Genomic DNA, 22,968 nt, shown 5'->3' with positions numbered 1-22,968 from the left:
GGCAAGCCCCGTCAGGGGCGCGGGGAACGGCGCGATCAGCCCCCGCGCAGCGGCAGACGACGACTTACCGGACCGGCGTCCGCTCAAGCCGAGGGCACCGACTCCTGCTCCGCCTCCACCTGCGCGTTCCAGTCGCGCTTGGACGCCTGCCAGCCGTCCTCGTTGTGGCCAAGGCGCCAGTAGCCGGAGATCGAGAGGCGCTCGCGGGGTACCTGGCGCTCCATGCGGAGGTAGCGGCGCAGTTCCTTCACGAAGCCGGCCTCGCCGTGCACGAACGCCTGGACGTCGCCCGCGGGGAAGTCGAGGGAGCGTACGGCCTCGACGAGTGCCTCGCCGACGGGGCGCTGCCCGCGGTGCAGCCACACGATCTGCGCGGCCGAGTCGATCTTCTGCTCCTCGTCCGCGTCGGCGACCTCCACGAAGGCGTACGCCTGCGCGCCCTCGGGCAGCGCTTCGAGGGACGCGGCGATCGCGGGCAGCGCGCTCTCGTCACCGGCGATCAGATGCCAGTCGGCCGCGGCGTCGGGTGCGTACCCGCCGCCCGGGCCGAGGAAGTGGATCGTGGCGCCCGGCCGGACGTTCTTGGCCCAGGGGCCCGCCAGGCCCTCGTCGCCGTGGACGACGAAGTCGATGGCGAGCTCGCGGGACCGCGGGTCCCAGGAGCGCACCGTGTACGTACGCGTGACGGGCCACTGCTCGCGGGGGAACTCCTCGCGGATGCGCTGGATGTCGAAGGGCTCCGGGTAGGTCACGCCCTCGGCACCGAAGAGCAGTTTCACGTAGTGGTCGGTGGAGTCGCCCGCCGTGAACTCGGCGAGACCCTCGCCGCCCAGGGTCACGCGCTGCATGTGCGGGGTGAGGCGCTCGGTGCGCACCACCTGTGCGACGTGGGCCTTCGGTGCCTTGCGTGCCGGACGTTCTGCCATGGCGGCGTCCTCCCCTGATCAAATGTTGCTTAGGCTTACCTAAGCTAACACCTCATCCCTGAAGAGTCGTGAGCAGTCGCTTCAGGGCTCCACCGAGGTTCCAGCGCGCGGCGAGCTCGTCCAGGGCCGCGGGATCGCGGGGCTCGCCCGGGAGCGCGAGGTCCACGTCGGGCAGCGGTACGTCGCCCGCCACGCGGACCACCGTCGGCGCGACGGCCACATACGCGCGGGACTCGTCGAGCCGCTTGCGCTGGGAGGGCGTCAGCTTGCTCTTCGGGTCGTCCACGGCGGCCATGATTCCGGCCAGATCTCCGTACGCGTCGAGCAGCTTGGCCGCTGTCTTCTCGCCGATGCCGGGCACGCCGGGCAGGCCGTCGCTCGGGTCGCCGCGCAGCAGGGCCAGGTCGACATAGCCGGAGCCGTCCACGCCGTACTTCTCGCGGAGCCAGGCCTCGTCGGTGAGCTGGAGGGAGCCGACGCCCTTGAGTGGGTAGAGGACGCGGATGCCGCGCTCGTCGTCTACCAGCTGATAGAGGTCGCGGTCGCCGGTGACGATGTCGACGGGGCCGGTGGCGCGCCCTGCGTACGTGCCGATCACGTCGTCCGCCTCGTACGACGGCACGCCCACGCGGGCGATGCCCAGTGCGTCCAGGACGTCCTCGATGATCGGGACCTGGGGCGCGAGGGTGTCCGGGGTCTCCTCGGCGTCCGGGCCCTGCTCGACCTCCTCGGCGACGCGATGCGCCTTGTACGACGGGATCAGCTCCACCCGCCAGTGCGGGCGCCAGTCCGCGTCCATGCAGGCGACCAGGTCGTCCGGGCGGTGGTCCTGGACGAGCCGGGCGATGAAGTCGAGCAGCCCGCGCACCGCGTTGACCGGCGTGCCGTCCGGGGCCTTCACCGAATCGGGGACCCCGAAATAGGCCCGGTAGTACAGGGACGCCGTGTCGAGCAGCATGAGCCGTCGCGTTTGCTGAGTCACCTTCGCATCATGCCGCACGGCACTGACAGCGCACCGGCGGTCCGCACCGGCGGCGGCCGGTAGTCGACAGAAGTGAATGAAATGTGAACTGGACCACTCTTGCGTTTGTTCTGTGTAAGTCGGGGCAGGCGCCGAGCCGGAGCGCCTCCGGTCGAGATTTCAACTATTTCACCGGGCAAGTAGCGGGCAGAACCCGCGTCGCTCCACGGCCCGCCGGCGGGGGAGGCGGGCCGTCTTGGTTCAACCCGAGAGGTGTATGTGTCCAGGCTGCAAGCCGAACACCTGTACAAGGTATTCGGCAGACGACCCGCTGACGCGGTGGAGAAACTCCGCCACGGAACAGACCGAGAGGAGCTGCGCGCCGAAGGCACCACTGCCGCGGTGATCGACGCCTCCTTCACGGTCGAGCCGGGCCAGATCTTCGTCGTCATGGGTCTCTCCGGATCCGGCAAGTCAACGTTGCTGCGCATGCTCAACGGTCTGTCGGAGCCGACGGCCGGACAGGTGCTGTTCGACGGTCAGGACCTGACCGGTCTGAGCGCCCGTGAGCTGCGCGAGGTGCGCTCCAAGAAGATCAGCATGGTCTTCCAGCACTTCGCGCTCTTCCCCCACCGCAGCGTCCTCGAAAACGCCGGTTACGGCCTCGAGGTGCAGGGTGTGCCGCGCGCCGAGCGCGAGGAGCGCGCCACGGTGGCCCTCGAACTCGCCGGGCTCAAGGGCTGGGAGAAGTCCTGGCCCGACGAGCTCTCCGGCGGTATGCAGCAGCGCGTGGGCCTGGCCCGTGCGCTCGCCACCGACGCGGACCTGCTCCTGATGGACGAGTCGTTCAGCGCGCTCGACCCGCTGATCCGCCGTGACATGCAGGACCAGCTCCTGGAGCTCCAGAAGCGGCTGAAGAAGACCATCGTCTTCATCACCCACGACCTGAACGAGGCCATGCGCCTGGGCGACCAGATCGCCGTCATGCGCGACGGCGAGATAGTCCAGATAGGCAACGCCGAGGACATCCTCGTCACCCCGGCCAACGACTACGTCGCCGCGTTCACGCAGGACGTCGACCGCTCCCGCGTCCTCACGGCCGGCGCGATCATGGCCGAGCCCGAGACCGCGTTCGGCACCAAGACGGCCGAGGGCAAGGAGCTGAAGACCGCACAGGACGTGCTGTCGGCGGCCCCCGCCACGGTCAGGGCCGAGACGCCGATCATCGAGCTGTTCACGCCGTGCTCCACCAGTGGTGTGGCCGTCGCCGTGACCGACGACGAGGGCAAGCTCATCGGCGTCGTGCCGCGGGCGCGGCTGCTCGCCGTGCTCGGCGAGCCGATGTCCTCCGAGGACGAGCCGAAGGACGCCGTCCCGACGGACAAGGCGCAGGAGAACGGCGGCAAGGCCGCGGGCAAGGTGGTCAGCGGTGCCTAGGATTCCCTTCGGCGAGTGGGTCAACGACGGCGTCGACTGGCTGCTCAGCCACATGGCCTGGTTGTTCGACTTCTTCCAGACCGTCTTCCAGGGCGCGTACGACGGCATATCCGACCTGCTCCAGGCGCCCGAGCCGCTGCTCCTCGCGGGCATCTTCGCGGTCATCGCGTTCTGGCTGCGCGGTGTGGTCGCCGGTGTGCTGACCTTCGCGGGCTTCGCGTTCATCGTCTCGCTGGAACTGTGGGACCACGCGATGATGACGCTGTCCCTGGTGCTCGTCTCGACGATCATCGCGCTGATCATCTCGGTGCCCGTGGGCATCTGGGCGGCGCGGTCGAGCACGGTCAGCGGCATCGTCCGCCCGGTGCTCGACTTCATGCAGACGCTGCCGGCGATGATCTACCTCATCCCCGCCATCCTCTTCTTCGGGATGGGCGCCCCCGCGGGCATCGTCGCCACCCTGATCTTCGCCCTGGCCCCCGGCGTCCGTATGACGGAGCTGGGCATCCGCCAGGTCGACAAGGAACTGGTCGAGGCCGCGGACGCGTTCGGCACCACCCCGCGCAACATCCTGCTGCGCGTCCAGCTGCCCCTCGCGCTTCCCACGATCATGGCCGGTGTCAACCAGGTCATCATGCTGGGCCTGTCCATGGCCGCCATCGCGGGCATGGTCGGCACGGAGGGCCTGGGCGCCGACGTCAACGAGGCCATCGGCCAGCTGAACGTGGGCCTCGGCTCCGAGGCCGGTGTCGCGATCGTCATCCTGGCCATCTACCTGGACCGGATGACCAGCTCGCTCGGCACCCAGGTCTCCCCGCTCGGCCGTCGCGCGGTCGCGAAGCTGCGTGCCGCCAACGGTCTGAACATCTGGAACTACCGCCCGCAGGCCGCTGTCGCGGTCGTCGGTGTCGTCGTTCTCGCGCTCGTCGCGGGCGGCATGGGCGCCTTCGGCGGTTCGAAGTCCGAGGACGTGGCCGCGGACGCGAAGAACGTCGGCCAGGGCAAGCCGATCAACATCGGCTACATCCCCTGGGACGAGGGCGTGGCCTCCACCTTCCTCTGGAAGGAGATCCTGGAGCAGCGCGGCTTCAAGCCGCAGACCAAGCAGCTCGAGGCCGGCCCGCTGTACACCTCGCTCGCGCAGGGCAGCATCGACTTCCAGACCGACTCCTGGCTGCCGACGACGCACGCCTCGTACTGGAAGAAGTACGGCAAGGACCTCGAGGACATGGGCTCGTGGTTCGGCCCGACCTCGCTCGAGCTCTCCGTGCCCTCGTACGTCAAGGGCGTGAAGTCGCTCGAGGACCTCAAGGGCAAGAGCGGCAAGTTCAAGGGCAAGATCGTCGGCATCGAGCCGAGCGCCGGCATGATGGGCCTGCTCAAGGACAAGGTCCTCAAGGAGTACGGCCTCGACAAGGAGTACAAGGTCGTCGACGGCTCCACGCCGGCGATGCTGGCCGAGCTCAAGCGCGCGTACGCCAAGAAGGAACCGATCGTCACCACGCTCTGGTCGCCGCACTGGGCCTACAGCGACTTCGACCTGAAGAAGCTCGATGACCCGAAGGGCGCCTGGGGCAAGGGCGACGGCGTGCACTCCCTTGCGCGCAAGGGCTTCTCCAAGGAGAACCCGCAGGTCGCCAAGTGGCTCAAGGACTTCAAGATGAGCGAGAAGCAGCTCACGGATCTTGAGGCGGAGATCAACAAGGCGGGCAAGGGCAAGCAGCAGGAAGCCGTCCGTGCCTGGCTGAAGAAGAACCCGGGCGTCGTCGACAAGCTGGCCCCGCTGCCGAAGAACACCACCCCGGCCGAGGCGAAGCGTCCGCTGAACGCCGCGTACTTCGCGTGGGACGAGAACATCGCCGTCACCAATCTCTGGAAGCGTGTCCTGGAGAAGCGCGGCTACAAGATGAAGCTGACGCCGTCCGACGTCGGCCCGGTCTACACCGCTCTCTCGCAGGGCGACCTGGACCTGGATCTCGACGCGTGGCTGCCCACGGCCCAGAAGCAGTACTGGGACAAGAACAAGGCGAACCTCAAGGACCTGGGCTCCTGGTACAGCCCGACGTCACTGGAGATCGCCGTCCCGTCCTACGTCAAGGGCGTGAAGTCGCTCGAGGACCTCAAGGGCAAGGGCGACAAGTTCAAGGGCAAGATCATCGGTATCGAGCCCGGCACGGGCGTGATGACGGCCCTGAAGAACAAGGTCCTGCCGGGCTACGGCCTGGACAAGGAGTACAAGATCGTCTCCGGTTCGACGCCCGCGATGCTCTCCGAGCTGAAGTCGGCGTACGCCAAGAAGGAGCCGGTCGCGGTCCTGCTCTGGTCGCCGCACTGGGCGTACAACGAGTACAAGCTCACCAAGCTGAAGGACCCCAAGCTGGGCTTCGGCAAGGGCGACACGATCCGCACGATCTCCAGCAAGGACTTCCCCAAGCAGTACCCGCAGCTCACGAAGTGGCTCAAGAACTTCAAGATGAGCGAGCCGGAACTGGCCAGCCTGGAGAACGAGATCAACAAGGCGGGCAAGGGCAATGAGCCCAAGGCCGTCGACGCATGGCTGAAGAAGAACCCGGGCTTCGAGCAGAAGATGACTCCGCAGTCATAGCGATGACTCCGCAGTCATAGCTCCGCAGTCCCGGCTCTCGCGCGGCATGCGCTGAATTGCCGCATCACCCCGAGGGGTGGGCCTCGTCCTTGTGGCGAAGCCCACCCCTCGTGGCGTTCCCCGGGGCACCTGCGCTCCCTAGGCTGGGCAGCCTCCCCGTCGCTCGAACGTAAGTGCCCCTCCGTGACCGTCCCTGCCACGCCCCGCCTCCTCGCCGTCGTGGCCCTGGCCCTCGCCGCCGCCCTGTTCCTGGCGCACCTGGCCGACGCGAGCCCCGCTCCGGCCTCCGCGGGCACCGCGCGGCTGGCCGGGCTCGCGGGCGACGTGCGCGCCGCCGACGGCCACCGTTACGACGCGCGGGACGACACCGGGCGCACCATGGACGCCGCGCAGATCACGCAGAACCCCGACGGCACGTATCTGGCCGTCTACCACACGCTTCTGGACGACGGCCGCTTCCATGCCGCCGTCGCCACCTCCGCCGATCTGCGGCACTGGGACCGGCGCCACGACTTCGGGCCCGGCACCCATCAGGCCTCGCTCGCCGCCGACGGGCGCGGCGGATACGTCCTCGCGTACGAGAAGGACCCGAAGAACCACATCGCCGTACGCGCGTACGCCGATGAGGCGGGGCTGCTCGACGGGCGCGCGGCGCATGCCTTCGACGCGCCGCGCACGCTCTCGCGGTGCGCCGAGGGCACGCCGAGTATCTCCGCCGTACGCGGCGACATCATCGAGCTGACCGGGCACTACCGCGCCGACTGCGACACCGACCGCCAGCTGCGCGCCACGCTCACCGGGTTCCGCGACTGGCACGCGGAGCCGGACCGGCGGCTCGACCGGGCGCTGCAGGCGTGGGGCAACAGCGGGAATCTCGGGGACCGCGCGCCCGTCGAGCTGGACGGACAGCGGATGCTGTTCGTGGAGGGACAGCGGTGGCGGGGTGACTTCGGGAGCTGGCGGACGTACGCGTACGACCCGGCGAGCGGCCGGGCCGACCGGATCGACATCTCGACGCACGGCGGGAGCCGCGCCTTCGCCAATCCGTCGGCGACCCTCGTCACCGACCCACGCGGCAGGCCTTCCTTGCTGGTCAGCGTGTTCATACCGGGGCAGGGAGCGGCTCCGGGCGAGGCCGGGCAGCTTGTCTACTGGCGGAACCTGTAGACGGCGGTCCGCGCAACGGGGCGAAACCGTTTGGCGAACATGCGTAGGGTGCAGAAAACCCATCAGGGTTGAGAGTGGACCGACGCGCAGAAGGGAGCCGAGGCGATGGACGAGCAGAAGGAAACCCTCCGGGTGGGCTCGGCCGTGCGGCGCCGCCGCCGGCAGCTGGAGCTCACACTCGCCGTGGTGGCCGAGCGCAGTGGTCTCTCGGTGCCCTTTCTGAGCCAGGTGGAGAACGAGCGGGCGCGGCCCAGCAGCCGTTCCCTGCAGCGTGTCGCCGACGCTCTCCTGACGACCGACGTCGAACTGCTCGCCGCGGCGGATCCCGCGTGCACGGTCGATCTGATGCGCGCCGAGCAGGGCGACGCCGAAAATCCCTCCCAGGCCTCCCCTGACGCCCGCGTACGCAATCTGGTGCGGGGTCACCACCAGCTGCACGCCATCGAGTTCACCGGCGACCACGACGAGGGACGCGAGTTCCAGCACCGCAACGACGAGTTGATGTACGTGGTGGGCGGCGCCGTCGAGGTCGAGGCGGAGGGCAGGGCGTACCGCCTCGGGCGCGGCGACAGTCTGTATCTGACGGGCGGGGTGCGGCACCGGTGGCGGGCGACCGTGCCGGACAGCCAGGTGCTCGTGGTGGCCGTCGGCGATCACGTCGACGCCGTGGACGACTCGCGGCGCTGAGTGATTCTGCGATGGCGGGGTTGCGGGCGGCGGGAGTGCGGGTCGTCTCGCTGGTGCCCTCGCTGACCGAGGCGGTGGCCGTCAGCGCGCCGGGAGCGCTGGTGGGCGCCACGGAATGGTGCAGCCATCCGGACGATCTCGACGACCTCGGCGTCGTCCGCGTCGGGGGCACGAAGAACCCCGACGTGGGCCGGATCATCGGCCTCGCCCCGGACCTGGTGATCGCCAACGAGGAGGAGAACCGCGAGCCCGACCTCGCCGCGCTGCGGGCGGCGGGGGTCGAGGTGCTCGTGACGGAGGTACGCGATCTGCCGGGCGCCTTCCGCGAGCTGGCCCGGGTGCTCGCCGCCTGCGGTGCGGGGCGGCCCGGCTGGCTGGACGAGGCCGAGCACGCGTGGGAGCAACTCCCCTCGCCGGACGTCCGGTTGAAGGCCGTGATCCCGATCTGGCGGCGCCCCTGGATGGTCCTGGGCCGCGACACGTTCGCCGGGGACCTGCTGCGCCGCCTCGGCGTCGACAACGTCTACGAGACACACCCGGAGCGCTACCCGCGCATCCCGGTCGGGGAACTGCGGGCCACGGGTGCGGACTTGACGGTGCTCCCCGACGAGCCCTACCGCTTCACCGCCGACGACGGCCCCGAGGAGTTCACCGCCCCCTCGGCACTCGTCAGCGGCCGCCACCTCACGTGGTACGGCCCGTCCCTCGCCGAGGCCCCGGCCGTACTCAGCGCGGCGCTGCGAGCAGCTTGCCGTTGAGTGTGCCGCGCAGGGTGTGGGTGAGCGCCACCGCCCAGGCCGTCACCAGGAAGGCGTACAGGGCGATCGCCAGCCAGTCGTAGACCGCGAGGCCGGTGTGTTTGCCCAGGCCCTCGGCGCCCGTGACGCAGGTGCCGACGGGGAACGTGAACGCCCACCAGGTCATAGCGAAGCCCATGCCCCTGCGCCGGGCCCGCAGCACCATCGCGGCCGCGAGCGCCAGCCACAGCAGCGCGAAGCCCATCACCGGGACGCCGTAGAGGACGGCGAAGACGGCGAAGCCCTGGTCGTACGGGGCGGGGACCACGCCTGTCGCGGCGGTGTCCGCGAACTTGTTCACGGCGGTCGTCGACTGGCCGAGCGGGCCGAGCACCAAGAACAGCGTCGGTGTGAGCGCGAGCGGGAAGGGGCCGCCGGTCAGCAGGCGGGCGAAGATCATCGGCAGCATCACCAGGGTGGCGAGCAGGCTCAGGCCGAACATCGCGAAGCAGGCGAAGAGCAGGGTCTGCTGGGCCTGGCCCGCGGGGAGGTGGGGGACCAGGAGCGGGCCGAGGGCGGCGGACACCATGGGCGCCACCACGGGAAGCAGCCAGACCGGAGATGCCTGGCCGGGCTCCGCGCGGTGCCTCACCACCATCAGGTAGGGGATCGCGACGGCCGCCGCGAGGCCGATGACCGTGCCGGCGGTGAAGAGAACGGTGTCGAGCGCGACCGCCGCGCTCGTGCCGATCCAGTCCTCGCCCACCAGGAGCGCGCCGCCGCCGACCGCGAGCAGGGCCATGGACAGGCAGCCGTAGAAGGGGGCGACGGCCGGGTCGAGGAGATGGGCGCGGGCCTGGTCGCGGTGGTGGATCCAGTGCAGGGTCCGGGCGGTGACGAGCGCGGCCAGCATGAGCAGGGAGAGCGCCCAGACCGCGGTGCAGGCGGTCCGCAGGCCCGGTATGCGGACCGGCAGGGTCGCGCCCGCGCTCGCGATGATCGCCGTGCCCATGACGGTGGCGTACCAGTTCGGGCCCATGTGGCGGGTGGCGAGGGTGAGGCTGAGGCGGGTGGAGGGTGCGGCGGTGGGTGCGGCGGTGTGCGGGGGTGCCTGCGGGTGGGCGACGGTGACCATGGGTCCACCGTCTCCACCGGGCGGGGCCCCCACCAGGAGTCATCTTCGTATGAGGGCATAACCTGCGCTTATGAGCGCGTCTTCTTCTGGTTCTTCCGGTTCCGCCGGTGTGTCTGATGCGTCCGGTACGCCGTCGGGGGTGCCGCTCGCGCACCGGGTGCCGGACCTCGGGGCGCTTGAGCTGCTGCTCGCCGTGGCGCGGCTCGGGAGTCTGGGGCGGGCCGCGAAGGAACTCGGCATCACCCAGCCCGCCGCGAGCAGCCGCGTCCGGTCCATGGAGCGGCAGCTCGGGGTCGCCCTCGTCGACCGTTCGCCGCGCGGTTCGCAGCTCACCGACGCGGGGGCGCTCGTCACGGACTGGGCGCGGCGGATCGTGGAAGCGGCGGAGGCGTTCGACGCGGGCGCGCAGGCGTTGCGGGACCGGCGGGACTCGCGGCTCAGGGTCGCGGCGAGCATGACGATCGCCGAGTATCTGCTGCCGGGCTGGCTGATCGCGCTGCGGTCGCAGCGGCCGGACACGGCGGTGTCGCTTACGGCGGGCAACTCCACCGCGGTCGCGGAGCGGCTGCTCGCGGGGGATGCGGACCTCGGCTTCGTGGAAGGTCTTGCGGTGCCGAGCGGGCTCGACGCGGCCGTCATCGCGCACGACAGGCTGATCGTCGTGACGGCGCCGGGGCATGCCTGGGCGCGGCGGCGGAAGCCACTGGGGGCGGGGGAGCTGGCGGCCACTCCGCTGATTCTCCGGGAGGAGGGTTCGGGGACGCGGCAGGTCCTTGACGCGGCTCTGGGCGGCCTCGCCCGTCCGCTGATCGAGCTGTCGTCCACCACGGCGGTGAAGGCGTCCGCCGTGAGCGGGGCGGGGCCCGCGGTGCTGAGTGAGCTTGCGGTGGGGGAGGAGTTGTCCGCGCGGCGTCTGGTGGGCATCCCTCTGGAGGGGGTTCAGCTGCGCCGTGCCCTCCGGGCGGTGTGGCCGACGGGCCATCGGCCTACCGGGCCTGCGCGGGACCTGCTGTCGCTTACTCGGGCGGGGTCTCTCTAGGGCCTGTCGTCAAACTCCCTCCCCCAGCCTCCGGCCGGGAGGTGCCCCCAGCCTCCGGCCGGGAGGTGCCCCCAGCCGCGCGCGGGGCTGTGCGCGCCCCGGGGTGAGGGGCGTCTGCCTCGCCTACGGCGAACTGCTTTCCCGCCCGTCTGATTTCGCCTGTCGGCGCGACGTGGGTTTTCCGCCTTCGGCGGGGTTTCCCACCCGCCCACCCGTTACCCCTGCGACGCTTCCCGCCGGAGGTGGATTCCCGATCCGGGGCAATCGGGCGGGTGGGCGGGGAGAGGTCCCTCCGGGGGGCCGGCGTGGCGGTGCCGAGTCGGCAGGGCTTCGGCTATCCCGCCGGTGGTGAATCGCCCCTGCGGGGTAACGGGCGGGTGGGTGGGAGAGGTTCTGCCGGAGGGGATGCTCGGCGGTGCGGGGGCCTGCGCGGAGACGCATACCCCCGGCCGGAGGGCGGAGCCCCACCCGCGGTACACGTAGCCCCCAGCCCCGGGCCGGAGGCCTACCGCCTCGCCGCGCGTACCAGCGCCGACATGACCCGGAGATCCTCCCCCATCTCCGGATGCCACTGAACGCCCAGGACCCAGCCCCCGGAGGGGAGTTCCAGCGCCTCCGGGGTGCCGTCCTCCGCGTGCGCCGACACGACGAGGCCACGGCCGAGGCGGTCCACCGCCTGGTGGTGGTAGGCGGGGACGGCCGACGCGGTCGGGGCGATGGACTCGTACAGCGTGCCCGGCACCGGCTTCACCTCGTGCGTCCCGAACACGCCCACCGTCTGCGCATGCCCCTCCATGTGCTGCACCAGCGTCCCGCCGAGCGCCACGTTCAGGAGCTGCATGCCCCGGCAGATGCCGAGCAGCGGCGTCCCGGACGCCAGTGCCGCCTCGATCAGCGCCAGTTCCCACGCGTCCCGCTCCCGCGCCGGAGGGCCCGTACGCTCCTCGCGCTCCGCGCCGTAACGGACCGGCTCGACATCGGGCCCGCCCGCGATGACCACGCCGTCCAGCCTGGCGACGACCTCAGCCGCGTACGAAGGATCGTCCGGCGGAAGCATCGCGGCCAGACCGCCCGCCGCCTGCACGAGGCGCGGGTAGCCGAGGGGGAGCAGCGCCGCCGGCAGCTCCCACACGCCCCAGCTCGTCTTCGCCTCCAGGTACGTGCTGACGCCGATCAGCGGTCGGCCGGTGGTCTCGCTCACCCTCGTCTCCCTCTCCCTCGTGTTCAGCCGCGACATGGTGTTCAGTCGCGACATGCTCAGTCGCGTTCCAGTTCCGCCTCCGCGGCGGCCAGCGCCGCGAACTCCTCCTCCGGTGCCTGCGCCACCAGATGCTTGCGGCTGTAGATGCCGAAGTACGCGACCGCCACCACGTATACCGCGAGCGCGATCAACGCCGCCGTCACGTCCACCAGGAAGGTGGCCACCAGTGCCGCGCAGGCCAGGACAAGCGCCACGGACGAGGTCAGCATGCCGCCCGGCGTGCGGTAGGGGCGCTCCAGGCCCGGCTCCCTGCGGCGCAGCACGATGTGCGACAGCGACATCAACGCGTACGAGATCGTCGCCCCGAACACCGCGACGTTCAGCATCCGTGCGCCGTCCCCGGTCGCCGCCGCCAGGCCGAAGCCGATCGCCCCGGGGACCAGGAGGCCCAGGTACGGAGCTTTGCGGCTGCTCGTGAGGGACAGGAAGCGCGGCAGGTAGCCCGCCCGCGACAGGGCGAACAGCTGGCGCGAGCCCGCGTAGATGAGGGAGAAGAACGACGCCACCAGGCCGGCCAGGCCCGCGTAGTTGACGATGCGGCTCAGCGCCGTCGCCTCACCGCCCGGCTGCAACGCCTCCACCAGCGGGTTGCCCGCGCCCTGGATCGCGTCCGCGCCGCGCGCCCCGGCCGACGCGAAGAACGTGAGCAGCGCGAGGACGATGAGGATGGCCATCGACCAGCGGATCGCGCGCGGCAGTGTGCGGGCGGGGTCCTTCGTCTCCTCGGCGGCGAGCGGGACACCCTCGACCCCGAGGAAGAACCACATGCCGAACGGGAACGCCGCCCAGATGCCCAACAGGCCCATCGGCAGCCAGGAGTTGGAGCCGAAGGCGTCCGTGTCCACCGCGATGTCGTTCAGCTTCGACGCGTCGAAGTCCATGAACGCGCCCACCGCGAAGACGAGCAGCGCCGCCACCGCGATGCCCGTGACGACGAAGCTGAAGCGCAGCGCCTCGCCCACGCCCCACAGGTGGATCCCGATGAAGATCACGAAGCATGCGAGATACACCGGCCAGCCCGAGGTTAGGCCGAAGAGGCCGAGCGACTCGACGTAGTCACCGATGAAGATGGAGATCGCGGCGGGCGCCAGAATGTACTCGATGAGGATCGCCGTGCCGGTGAGGAAGCCGCCCCACGGGCCGAGCGCCCGGCGCGCGAAGCCGTAGCCGCCGCCCGCGGTGGGCAGCACCGACGACAGTTCCGCCAGCGAGAACACCATGCACGCGTACATCACGCCCATGAGCGCCATGGCGATCCCGAGGCCGCCGAACCCGCCCTCGGCGAGGCCGAAGTTCCAGCCCGAGTAGTCGCCGGAGACGACGTAGGCGACGCCGAGCCCGGTGAGCAGCAGCCAGCCCGCGCTGCCGCGGCGCAGCGTTCTCCGTTCCAGGTAGTCGTCCGCCGGTTCGGCGGCCGAGCTCGTACTCGTCTTGGGGGACTCCACGGTCATGGCGCGACTCCTGGGGACGGCGACTCAATGGAACGGATCCATACCTTTGTCGTGCCGGGTACGAGAAAGCAAGACCCCTGCGTAACGCCGCCGTAAATACCTTCCGCGTCCCGCCCCTTATGTCAGGAACCCCTGCAACTTATGTCAGGAACCCCCGCAACAAGGCAGCCGTACCCGCGCAGTGCTCGCGCATCATCTCCCGCGCCCCATCCGCGTCGCCGTCGAGCACCGCCTCGACGAGGGCGGTGTGCTGGCGCTGCGAATGCTCCAGGTTGCGTACCAGAAGCGGAATGCAGTCCAGGAGGTCGTTGACGCTCGCGCGCACCGCCGCGTACTGCGCGGTGAGCGAGGGCGAGCCGCACAGCTCGGCCAGGGTCAGGTGCAGCAGGGTGTCCAGGCGGCGGTACTCGGAGAGGGGTGCCTCGTGGGTGCGGGCGAGCGCCGTGCGCAGCCGGTCCCGCTGCTCCCCGGTCAGGCCGTGCGCCGCGCAGAGCCCGGCCGCGCCCACCTCCAGGACCTCGCGGAACCGCAGCGCGTCCTCGACGTCGACGTCCGCCACGCGCCGCCGCAACTCGTCCTCGCCGGCCGCCTCGGGGCGTGGGCGCACGAACGTGCCGCCGTACCTGCCCCGCCGCGACTCGACCAGGCCCTGGTCCTGGAGCACCTTCAGGACCTCGCGCAGCGTCACCCGGCTGATGCCCAGGCGGTCGGCCAACTCCCGCTCCGACGGCAGGCGTTCGCCGCCGGGCACCAGGCCGAGGCGTACGACCTGGAGGATCTGCTCAAGGGCCTCCTCGAAGCCGTTGCCCGCCCGTACGGGACGCAGGACCGGCGTGAGCCGGTCGTCGCCGGGAGAAGCCGCCGCGTCGGCGTCCATGTGCGACATCTGGCCGTACCCCCTTCCCAATCAATGGTTCTCGGCAATACCTTATGGCTCTCGGCTGACCCAAGGAGGACTTTCCCGTGGCAGACCGCACACCCCCGCTCGGGATCGAGGAGCTGCGCGCTCTCGTCACGAGCGGCGAGATCGACACTGTCGTCCTGGCCTTCCCCGATATGCAAGGGCGGCTCCAGGGCAAGCGGTTCGCCGCCCGCTTCTTCCTCGACGACGTCCTGGAGCACGGCACGGAGGGCTGCAACTACCTCCTGGCCGTCGACGCGGAGATGAATACCGTCGAGGGCTACGCGATGTCCTCCTGGGACCGCGGCTACGGCGACTTCGCCATGCACCCCGACCTGAGCACCCTGCGCCGCGTCCCCTGGAACGACGGCACCGCGATGCTCATCGCCGACCTCGCATGGAACGACTCCTCGCCCGTCGTGGCCGCGCCCCGCCAGATCCTGCGCCGCCAGCTCGACCGGCTCGCCGAGCTGGGCTACACCGCCAACGTGGGCACGGAGCTCGAGTTCATCGTCTTCAAGGACACCTACGAGCAGGCCTGGGACGCGGGCTACAAGGCCCTGACCCCGGCGAACCAGTACAACATCGACTACTCCGTGCTCGGCACGGGACGCATCGAGCCCCTCCTGCGCCGCATCCGCAACGAGATGGCGGCCGCCGGGCTCGTCGTCGAGTCGGCCAAGGGCGAGTGCAATCCGGGCCAGCACGAGATCGTCTTCCGGTACGACGACGCCCTGGTCACCTGCGACCAGCACGCCATCTACAAGACCGGCGCCAAGGAGATCGCCTCCCAGGAGGGTGTCTCGCTCACCTTCATGGCCAAGTACAACGAGGCCGAGGGCAACTCCTGTCACATCCACCTCTCGCTGGCGGACGCGGACGGCACCAACGCCATGGCCGGTGACGGGCCCGGCGGCATGTCCGCCGTCATGCGGCACTTCCTTGCCGGGCAGCTCGCGGCGCTGAGGGAGTTCTCGCTCCTCTACGCGCCCAACATCAACTCGTACAAGCGGTTCCGGCCCGGCTCGTTCGCGCCGACCGCCGCCGCCTGGGGCTACGACAACCGCACCTGCGCCCTGCGCGTCGTCGGCCACGGCCGCTCGATGCGCTTCGAGAACCGGCTTCCGGGCGGCGACGTGAACCCGCACCTCGCGGTCGCCGGACTCGTGGCCGCCGGTCTGCACGGCATAGAGCAGAAGCTCGAACTGCCCGAGGAGTGCACGGGCAACGCCTACACCGGTGACTACGCACACGTCCCCACCACCCTGCGCGAGGCCGCCGAGCTCTGGGAGAACAGCGCCATCGCCAAGGCCGCCTTCGGCGACGAGGTGGTCGCGCACTACAGCAACATGGCCCGGGTCGAGCTGGACGCCTTCGACTCCGCGGTGACCGACTGGGAGCTCCGCCGCTCCTTCGAACGCATGTGAGGCACCCTTGCTCAAGGTACTGAATCCGGCGACGGAGGAATTGGTCGCGACCGTCCCCGCCGCCTCCGCGCAGGACGTCGACGCCGCTGTCGTACGCGCGGCACAAGCGCAGGCGAAGTGGGCCGCCGCGGCCCCCGCAGACCGGGCTCGGCTGCTGCGCCGCTTCGCGTCAGCGGTGGACGAACACATCGAAGAACTCGCCCAGTTGGAGGTCCGCGAAGCCGGTCACCTCATCGGCAACGCGCGCTGGGAGGCCGGCAACGTCCGCGACCTCCTCGACTTCGCGGCCGGGGGAGTGGAGCGCCTCAGCGGCCGGCAGATCCCCGTGCCAGGCGGCCTGAACGTCACGATCCTCGAACCCCTCGGGGTCGTCGGCGTCATCGCACCCTGGAACTTCCCGATGCCCATCGCCGCCTGGGGCACCGCCCCGGCCCTAGCGGCAGGCAACGCGGTCATCCTGAAGCCCGCCGAGACGACCCCGCTGACCGCACTGCGTCTTGCCGAACTCGCCCTGGAGGCGGGCCTGCCGGACGGTCTCTTCCAGGTACTGCCCGGCGCGGGCGACGTCGCGGGCAACGCCCTGGTCGAGCACCCCGGCGTAGCCAAGATCGTGTTCACCGGCTCCACGCGCGTGGGCAAGCAGATCATGGCCAAGTGCGCCGACCGCGTGAAGCGCCTGACGCTCGAACTCGGCGGCAAGAACCCGAACATCGTCTTCGCAGACGCCGACGTGGAGGCCGCCGCCCTCGCCGCCCCCATGGCGTACCTCGACAACTCCGGCCAGGATTGCTGCGCCCGTACCCGCATCCTCGTCCAGCGCTCGGTCTACGACCGCTTCCTGGAGCTCGTGCGGCCCGCGATCGAGTCGGTCGTCGTCGGCGACCCGTCCGACGAGAAGACCGAGATGGGCCCGCTGATCTCCAGGGCCCAGCTGGATCGCGTGCGCTCGTACGTGCCCTCGGGCGCCGGAATCCACGGCACGGCGCCCGAAGGCCCCGGCTTCTGGTTCCCGCCGACGCTGCTCACGGACGCCGACGCCGCGTCGCCGGTGGCGACGGAGGAGGTCTTCGGGCCCGTCGCCGTCGTCCTCCCCTTCGACGACGAGGCAGACGCCATCCGCCTCGCCAACGCCACCGAGTACGGACTGTCCGGGTCGATCTGGACGCGGGACGTCGGCAGGGCACTGCGGGTCTCCGGGGCCGTCCAGGCGGGGAACCTCTCCGTCAACTCGCACTCCAGCGTGCGCTATTGGACCCCGTTCGGGGGTTACAAGCAGTCCGGGCTCGGCCGTGAGCTCGGCCCGGACGCGCTCGCCGCCTTCACGGAAACCAAGAACGTCTTCATCAGCACGGAAAGCACGGAGGCCTGAGCCCTATGCCGGACCAGAATGCAACATCTCCTGGGGGTGCCCCCCAGACCCCCGGCTGCCGCCGCCTCGTCGGCCGCACCGCCGTCATCACCGGGGCGGGCAGCGGCATCGGCCTCGCCACCGCGCGCCGCCTCGCCTCCGAGGGCGCACACGTCGTCTGCGGCGACATCGACGAGAGCGCGGGCAAGGCCGCCGCCGACGAGGTGGGCGGGATCTTCGTCAAGGTCGACGTCACCGACGCCGACCAGGTCGACGCGCTCTTCAAGACGGCGTACGACACCTACGGCTCGGTCGACATCGCCTTCAACAACGCGGGCATCTCGCCGCCCGACGACGACTCCATCCTGGACACGGGCCTTGAGGCCTGGAAGCGCGTCCAGGAGGTCAACCTCACCTCCGTCTACCTGTGCTGCAAGGCCGCCATCCCCTACATGCGGCGCCAGGGCAAGGGCTCGATCATCAACACCGCGTCGTTCGTGGCCCGCATGGGCGCCGCGACCTCGCAGATCTCGTACACCGCGTCCAAGGGCGGCGTCCTCGCGATGTCCCGCGAGCTGGGCGTCCAGTTCGCCCGCGAAGGCATCCGGGTGAACGCGCTCTGCCCGGGGCCGGTCAACACCCCGCTCCTCCAGGAGCTCTTCGCCAAGGACCCGGAGCGTGCCGCCCGCCGCCTCGTCCACATCCCCGTGGGCCGCTTCGCCGAGGCCGACGAGCTCGCCGCCGCCGTGGCGTTCCTCGCCAGCGACGACTCCTCCTTCGTGAACGCCACCGACTTCCTCGTCGACGGCGGCATCTCGGGCGCGTACGTCACGCCCATGTAGTTCATCCTCCGGCAACCACCCCGTCAGCCGGGCGTCGCACGACGCCCGGCTGACCTGCGTAGACAGGGGAGTGTGTTCGTGAACTTCAAGCGCCGCGCCGTCGCGGCAGCAGCAGTGTTCGCCGTCGCCGGAGCCGGTCTCGTCACCGTCCAGGCCACCGCGGAAGCCACCCAGCCCGCGCGGTCCCGCGCGAAGGACTGCCCCTCGCTCACCGTCACCAAGGGCTGGTACGGCGACAACAAGGCCGCACTCCAGAAAATGATCGACACATACGGGCGCTGCGGCGACGGCGGACACAAGGGCAAGGCCGAGCCCGTCGCCGTCTTCGACTGGGACAACACCGTCATCAAGAACGACGTCGGCGACGCCACCATGTTCTGGCTCCTGCGCAACAGCAAGATACGTACGCCGCAGCACGGCGACTGGCACACCACCAGCCGCTACCTCACCGACCCCGCGGCCAAGGCCCTCGCCAAGGCCTGCCCCGCCACCGGCACCACCCTGCCCACCCGCCGCGACACGGACTGCGCCGACGAGATCGCCGCCGTCTACAGCGAGGGCACCACCACCGGCGGCGACACGGCCTTCGCCGGCTTCGACCGCCGCCGCATGGAGCCCCAGTACGCCTGGCTCGCCCAGCTCACCCGCGGCTGGACCGCCCGCCAGGTCAAGGACTTCGCCGGCGCGGCCCGCAGGGAGAACCTCGCCGCGCCCGTCGGCACCGAACAGCAGGTCGGCACCGGCAAGTTCACCGGCTGGGTGCGCTACTACGACCAGCAGCGCGACCTGATCCGTACGCTCAAGAAGGCCGGATTCGACGTCTACGTGGTCTCCGCGTCGCCCGAGCCGGTCGCCGAGGTGTGGGCGAAGAGCGCCGGTGTCGACGCCCGGCACACCATCGGCATCCGCAACACCACCGCCCGCGGGAAGCTGACGGCACATCTGTCGGGCTGCGGCACGGTCAAGGACGGCGACGACTCGATGATCACGTACATCGACGGCAAGCGCTGCTGGATCAACCAGGAGATCTACGGAGTCCGGGGCGCGGCGGCCGAGAAGGTGCAACCGGCGTCCGAGCGCCAGGTGTTCGCGGCGGGCGACTCCGACACCGACATCTCCTTCCTGCGCGACGCCACGGCCCTGCGCCTGGTCCTGAACCGCAACAAGAACGAGCTGATGTGCCGCGCCTACGACAACGGCGACCGGCGCTGGCTGGTGAACCCCATGTTCATCGAGCCCAAGGGCAAGCTCGCGAAGCCCTACCCGTGCGCCACCACCGGCTACACCGAACGGGACGGCAAGGAGGGCCCGGTGCGCCGCGCCGACGGGTCCGTCATCCCCGACCAGAAGGACACGGTGCACGGACCCTGACCGGGCCGACGGGATTGATGTACGGTCCATGCGCATGCGTAACAGACATGCCTTGGCGTTGACGCTGGCCACGGCCGCCACCCTGGTGGCCGCGCCGGCGTCGCTCCCCGCGGCCGCCGCCACGCCCGCGAAATCCACCGCTGCGAAGGCCCATTGCCCGCAGCTGTCCAAGAAGCTGACCTGGTACGGCGACAACCGGGACAGGCTCCAGCAGATGATCGACGAGCGCGGACGCTGCGGCTCCCACCGGGGGCACGACGAGAAGCGTCCCGTCGCCGCCTTCGACTGGGACAACACCGTCGTCAAGAACGACATCACCGACGCGACGATCGCCTGGTCCCTGCACCACGACAAGATCCTGCGCCCCGCGAGCTGGAAGTCGACCAGCAAGTGGATGACGGACGCCGCCGACAAGGCGCTCACCAAGGCCTGCGGCACGAAGGTGCCGGTCGGCAAGCCGCTGCCGACCTCGAAGAACACGGCCTGCGCCGACGAGATCTTCGAGGTGCGCGAGGACGGCAAGACGATGAGCGGCGCCGCCGCCTTCGCGGGGGAGTGGGACCACCGGCACACCGTCCCGCAGTACGCCTGGGTGCCCCAGCTCTTCGCCGGACACACCGTGCCCGAACTGGAGTCGTACGCGGCCAAGGCCCGCAAGCAGGTCCTCGCGGCCCCCGTCGGCGCCACCCAGAAGGTCGGCACGCACGAGATCCCCGGCTACGCCCGCTACTACGAGCAGCAGCGCGACCTCATCCGCACGCTCAAGAAGGCCGGGTTCGACGTCTACATCGTCTCGGCGGGCTCGGAGCCGGTGACGGAGGTGTGGTCCAAGGGCGTCGGCATCGACCGCAAGCACACCATCGCCATCCGCTCGGTCCTCGACCGCAAGGGCCGGATCACCACCTGGAACCAGGGCTGCGGCGATGTACCGGTCAACAAGGGCGAGGCCATCCCGTACATCGACGGCAAGCGCTGCTGGATCAACCAGGAGATCTACGGCGTCAAGGGCAAGTCGGCCTGGGACAAGCAGGACCCCTCCCACCGCATCGCCCTGGGCGGCGGTGACGCCGACACGGACGTGACGTTCGTCGGCGACGCGACGGGCGCGCACCTCGTCCTGAACCGCAACAAGAACGAGATCATGTGCCGTGCGTACGACGACGCGGACGGCCGCTGGGTCGTGAACCCCATGTTCATCGAGCCCCTGAAGCAGAAGCCGGACCTCTACCCGTGCTCGACGTCGGCGAACAACGAACCTGACGGCAGCAAGGGACCGATCCTGCGCGAGGACGGTTCGGTGGTGCCTGATCAGGCGGACGCTGTGTTCTGACCGTTCCGACCGTTCCGACCGTTCCGACTGTCCTGATCTTCACGGCACGTCCTAGAGTGCCGGGATGAGCATGACGCCTCCTCCCGGCTGGTACGCGGACCCGTCGGCGCCGCACGTGGAGCGCTGGTGGGACGGATCCGCGTGGACCGAGCACCGGCGTGCGCCCGAACCCCCGCAGACGGGGCAGGCGCAGCCGGGGTTCGGCCCGCCGCAGGCCCAGCCCCTGGCGCAGCCCTTAGCGCAGACCCGGGTGCAGCCGCTGCCGGGGGCTTCCAAAAGCGGCGGGCGGGCCAAGGCGGTGGCGCTGACCACCGCCGGGGTCGTCCTGGTCGCGTCGATCGTCACGGGCGTGGTGCTCCTGGGCAAGGACGACGGGGATCCGCAGAGCGGTCCGATCGCGCCGACCACTTCGGAGCCGGAGGACTCTCCGTCGCCGACCTCGCCGACGCCCACCACATCGGCGCCCGACCCCGACCCCTCCACCCTCGTCGACCAGCTCAACGGCATCACCATCCCCGTCCCCGAGGGCTGGGAGAAGGCCGACAGCACGGTCGGCGGCGATCCGACCGTCCGCACCCCCGACATCTACGACTGTCCCGGCGAGGGCAGCCTCTGCCGCCACGGCACGGTCTACTCGCGCACATCGACGGCGACCGACGAACGATCGGCCGAGGCCCTCGCCAAGAGCGACATCAAGGACGCGGCGGACCGGGCGTACGAGGAGGACCGGGTCGGCCAGCAGCCCTTCGGCGGCATCAAACGCCACGAGACGGTCAAACAGGGAACCGTGGCGGTCGCGGGCCGCTCCGGCTACTTGGTGCGCTGGCGCGTCCACACGGAGAAGGGCGAGGGCGGATACGTCCAGTCCCTCGCCTTCCCCTCCAGCGTCGGGTCCGAGGCGCCGGTCATCATCCGCTTCGCCATCGACGCCGCCGACGGGGCACCGCCGCTCTCCGACATGGAGAAGATCACCGAGGGGATCCGCGCCGTCGGGGACAGCGACACGGGCGGCGGCGTGGGCAACAGCGTGGGCGCGACGCCCTGAATCTCCTGGCGCCCTGACGGCACCTCAGAGGAAGGTGTGACCCTCTCCTCTGTACGTCGGCACGGTCGCCGTCACGCGGTCGCCCTCGACGAGGTGGAGCGCGTCGAACCGCTCGCACAGCTCACCCGCCTTCGCGTGCCGGAACCACACCTTGTCGCCGATCAGCAGATCGTCGGCGGGCGAGCCGAGCAGCGGGGTCTGCACCTCGCCCGCGCCTTCCTGCGGGTCGTAGCGCAGCCCCTCCGGGAGGTACGGCACCGGGGAGCGGTCGGGGCCCGCGGCACCCGACGCGGGGTAGCCGCCGCCGAGCACGGTCACCGTGCCGACGCCGGGGCGGCGCACGACGGGCTGGGCGAACAGCGCGGCCGGACGTCCGCTGAAGGACGTGTAGTTGTCGAAGAGGCGCGGTACGTACAGGCCCGACCCGGCGGCGATCTCGGTCACCGCCCGCTCGGCCGCCGTGTGCTGCACGCTGCCCGTGCCGCCGCCGTTGACGAACTCCAGGTCCGGCGCGACCGCCCGTACCGCGCGAATGGTCTCGGCCCTGCGCGCGGCAAGCTCCTTGCGGGCGGCGGCCTGCATCAGCCGGATCGCCCGCGAGCGCGCGGGACGCCCTGCGACCGCGTCACCGACTCCCGCCACATGACCTTCGTACGCCATCACGCCCACGAGCCGGAACCCCGGCCGCCGGGCCACGGCGCGGGCGAGTGCGGCGACTTGGGCGGGGGAGTGCAGGGGGGAACGCAGCGCCCCGATCCGCACCCGCCCTCCGAGAACCTTGAGGGCGGTGTCCAACTCCAGGCACACCCGCACCTCCTCGCGCCCGCCGTCCCTGGCCTCGTCGATGAGCCGAAGCTGCGCCGGGTCGTCGATCATGACGGTCACCGATGACGCGAGCTTCGGGTCGGCGGTCAGCTCGGCGAAGGCGGCGCGGTCCGCCGAGGGATAGGCGAGCAGGACATCCTCGAACCCGGAGCGCGCGAGCCACAGGGACTCGGCGAGCGTGAAGGACATGATCCCGGCGAAGCCGTCGCGGGCCAGGACGCGTTCGAGCAGCGCCCGGCAGCGCACGGACTTGCTCGCGACCCGGATCGGCTTGCCTCCGGCCCGCCGCACGAGGTCGTCGGCATTGGCGTCGAATGCCTCCAGATCGACGATCGCGACGGGGGCGTCGAGGTGTGCGGTGGCCCGGTCGTAGCGGGCCCGGTCTGCGGCACGGGAGGTCATGGGCGAAGCCTGCCAGACGGGATTACCCGAGGGTAGGGGGATGATCCGGGCAGATCGCCCGAGGCCGCGAC

At 70.6% G+C, this 22,968-nt stretch carries 19 protein-coding genes; 12 read left to right on the top strand and 7 right to left on the bottom strand.

Annotated features, from left to right (window positions below; all coding sequences use genetic code 11):
- Positions 1-83: 83 nt before the first annotated feature.
- Entirely contained in the window at positions 84-926 is an 843-nt protein-coding gene (locus ACWFR3_RS39085) for a siderophore-interacting protein (protein ID WP_453739450.1), read from the bottom strand.
- 52 nt (positions 927-978) lie between these two features.
- Positions 979-1,884, bottom strand: a complete 906-nt coding sequence (locus ACWFR3_RS39080) for a 5'-3' exonuclease (protein ID WP_453739452.1) — start codon at positions 1,882-1,884, stop codon at positions 979-981.
- A gap of 282 nt (positions 1,885-2,166) precedes the next feature.
- On the opposite strand from ACWFR3_RS39080, the gene ACWFR3_RS39075 reads away from it, so the two are divergent.
- The 5 genes from ACWFR3_RS39075 to ACWFR3_RS39055 all read left to right on the top strand — a co-directional run bounded on the left by ACWFR3_RS39075 (position 2,167) and on the right by ACWFR3_RS39055 (position 8,541).
- Positions 2,167-3,324 (top strand): quaternary amine ABC transporter ATP-binding protein, encoded by a 1,158-nt coding sequence (locus tag ACWFR3_RS39075; protein ID WP_453739449.1) that lies wholly within the window; start codon positions 2,167-2,169, stop codon positions 3,322-3,324.
- Positions 3,317-5,929, top strand: a complete 2,613-nt coding sequence (locus ACWFR3_RS39070) for an ABC transporter permease/substrate binding protein (RefSeq protein WP_453739448.1) — start codon at positions 3,317-3,319, stop codon at positions 5,927-5,929. The genes ACWFR3_RS39075 and ACWFR3_RS39070 overlap by 8 nt, the downstream gene beginning before the upstream one ends.
- Before the next feature lie 183 nt (positions 5,930-6,112).
- Positions 6,113-7,096, top strand: coding sequence for a hypothetical protein (locus ACWFR3_RS39065; RefSeq protein ID WP_453739447.1), 984 nt, complete (start codon positions 6,113-6,115; stop codon positions 7,094-7,096).
- 105 nt (positions 7,097-7,201) lie between these two features.
- Positions 7,202-7,783 carry a helix-turn-helix domain-containing protein gene (locus ACWFR3_RS39060; RefSeq protein ID WP_453739446.1) on the top strand — a complete coding sequence of 194 codons (582 nt, stop codon included), beginning with the start codon at positions 7,202-7,204 and terminating at the stop codon, positions 7,781-7,783.
- Positions 7,784-7,794: 11 nt separating this feature from the next.
- On the top strand, positions 7,795-8,541 hold the full coding sequence (locus ACWFR3_RS39055) for a helical backbone metal receptor (RefSeq protein WP_453739445.1): 747 nt from the start codon (positions 7,795-7,797) through the stop codon (positions 8,539-8,541).
- On the opposite strand, the gene ACWFR3_RS39050 is transcribed toward ACWFR3_RS39055, so the two are convergent.
- Entirely contained in the window at positions 8,510-9,655 is a 1,146-nt protein-coding gene (locus ACWFR3_RS39050) for a TDT family transporter (protein WP_453739444.1), read from the bottom strand. The two genes, ACWFR3_RS39055 and ACWFR3_RS39050, sit on opposite strands and share 32 nt — an antisense overlap.
- A 70-nt stretch (positions 9,656-9,725) precedes the next feature.
- Here ACWFR3_RS39050 and ACWFR3_RS39045 point away from each other — a divergent pair, with 70 nt between their 5' ends.
- Positions 9,726-10,694: a LysR family transcriptional regulator gene (locus tag ACWFR3_RS39045; protein ID WP_453739443.1), complete on the top strand. Its 969-nt coding sequence runs from the start codon at positions 9,726-9,728 to the stop codon at positions 10,692-10,694.
- Positions 10,695-11,199: 505 nt separating this feature from the next.
- Here the strand turns inward: ACWFR3_RS39045 and ACWFR3_RS39040 are convergent.
- The 3 genes from ACWFR3_RS39040 to ACWFR3_RS39030 form a co-directional block, all read right to left on the bottom strand.
- Entirely contained in the window at positions 11,200-11,895 is a 696-nt protein-coding gene (locus ACWFR3_RS39040) for a gamma-glutamyl-gamma-aminobutyrate hydrolase family protein (protein WP_453739442.1), read from the bottom strand.
- A 56-nt stretch (positions 11,896-11,951) separates the two neighbouring features.
- Positions 11,952-13,406, bottom strand: coding sequence for an ethanolamine permease (gene eat / locus ACWFR3_RS39035; RefSeq protein ID WP_453739441.1), 1,455 nt, complete (start codon positions 13,404-13,406; stop codon positions 11,952-11,954).
- A gap of 139 nt (positions 13,407-13,545) precedes the next feature.
- Positions 13,546-14,292, bottom strand: coding sequence for a FadR/GntR family transcriptional regulator (locus ACWFR3_RS39030; protein ID WP_453739440.1), 747 nt, complete (start codon positions 14,290-14,292; stop codon positions 13,546-13,548).
- Between the two features lie 77 nt (positions 14,293-14,369).
- Here ACWFR3_RS39030 and ACWFR3_RS39025 point away from each other — a divergent pair, with 77 nt between their 5' ends.
- The 6 genes from ACWFR3_RS39025 (at position 14,370) to ACWFR3_RS39000 (ending at position 21,670) form a co-directional block, all read left to right on the top strand.
- Positions 14,370-15,734, top strand: a complete 1,365-nt coding sequence (locus ACWFR3_RS39025; RefSeq protein ID WP_453739439.1) for a glutamine synthetase family protein — start codon at positions 14,370-14,372, stop codon at positions 15,732-15,734.
- A gap of 7 nt (positions 15,735-15,741) precedes the next feature.
- On the top strand, positions 15,742-17,103 hold the full coding sequence (locus tag ACWFR3_RS39020) for an aldehyde dehydrogenase family protein (protein WP_453739438.1): 1,362 nt from the start codon (positions 15,742-15,744) through the stop codon (positions 17,101-17,103).
- Positions 17,104-17,108: 5 nt separating this feature from the next.
- Positions 17,109-17,924 (top strand): 3-oxoacyl-ACP reductase, encoded by an 816-nt coding sequence (locus ACWFR3_RS39015; RefSeq protein WP_453739437.1) that lies wholly within the window; start codon positions 17,109-17,111, stop codon positions 17,922-17,924.
- 78 nt (positions 17,925-18,002) lie between these two features.
- Complete coding sequence (locus ACWFR3_RS39010) at positions 18,003-19,295, top strand: haloacid dehalogenase-like hydrolase (protein WP_453739436.1); 1,293 nt, start codon at positions 18,003-18,005, stop codon at positions 19,293-19,295.
- 34 nt (positions 19,296-19,329) lie between these two features.
- Positions 19,330-20,625 (top strand): haloacid dehalogenase-like hydrolase, encoded by a 1,296-nt coding sequence (locus ACWFR3_RS39005; protein ID WP_453739435.1) that lies wholly within the window; start codon positions 19,330-19,332, stop codon positions 20,623-20,625.
- A 64-nt stretch (positions 20,626-20,689) separates the two neighbouring features.
- Complete coding sequence (locus ACWFR3_RS39000; protein WP_453739434.1) at positions 20,690-21,670, top strand: DUF2510 domain-containing protein; 981 nt, start codon at positions 20,690-20,692, stop codon at positions 21,668-21,670.
- 24 nt (positions 21,671-21,694) lie between these two features.
- Here ACWFR3_RS39000 and ACWFR3_RS38995 read toward each other — a convergent pair whose 3' ends face one another.
- Positions 21,695-22,897 (bottom strand): amino acid deaminase/aldolase, encoded by a 1,203-nt coding sequence (locus ACWFR3_RS38995; RefSeq protein WP_453739433.1) that lies wholly within the window; start codon positions 22,895-22,897, stop codon positions 21,695-21,697.
- Positions 22,898-22,968 lie beyond the last annotated feature (71 nt).

The sequence above is a fragment of the Streptomyces sp. NPDC055189 genome (genome assembly GCF_053606765.1).
Note: the sequence above shows the minus strand (reverse complement) of the source record. Positions and strands in the feature narration are given on the sequence as shown.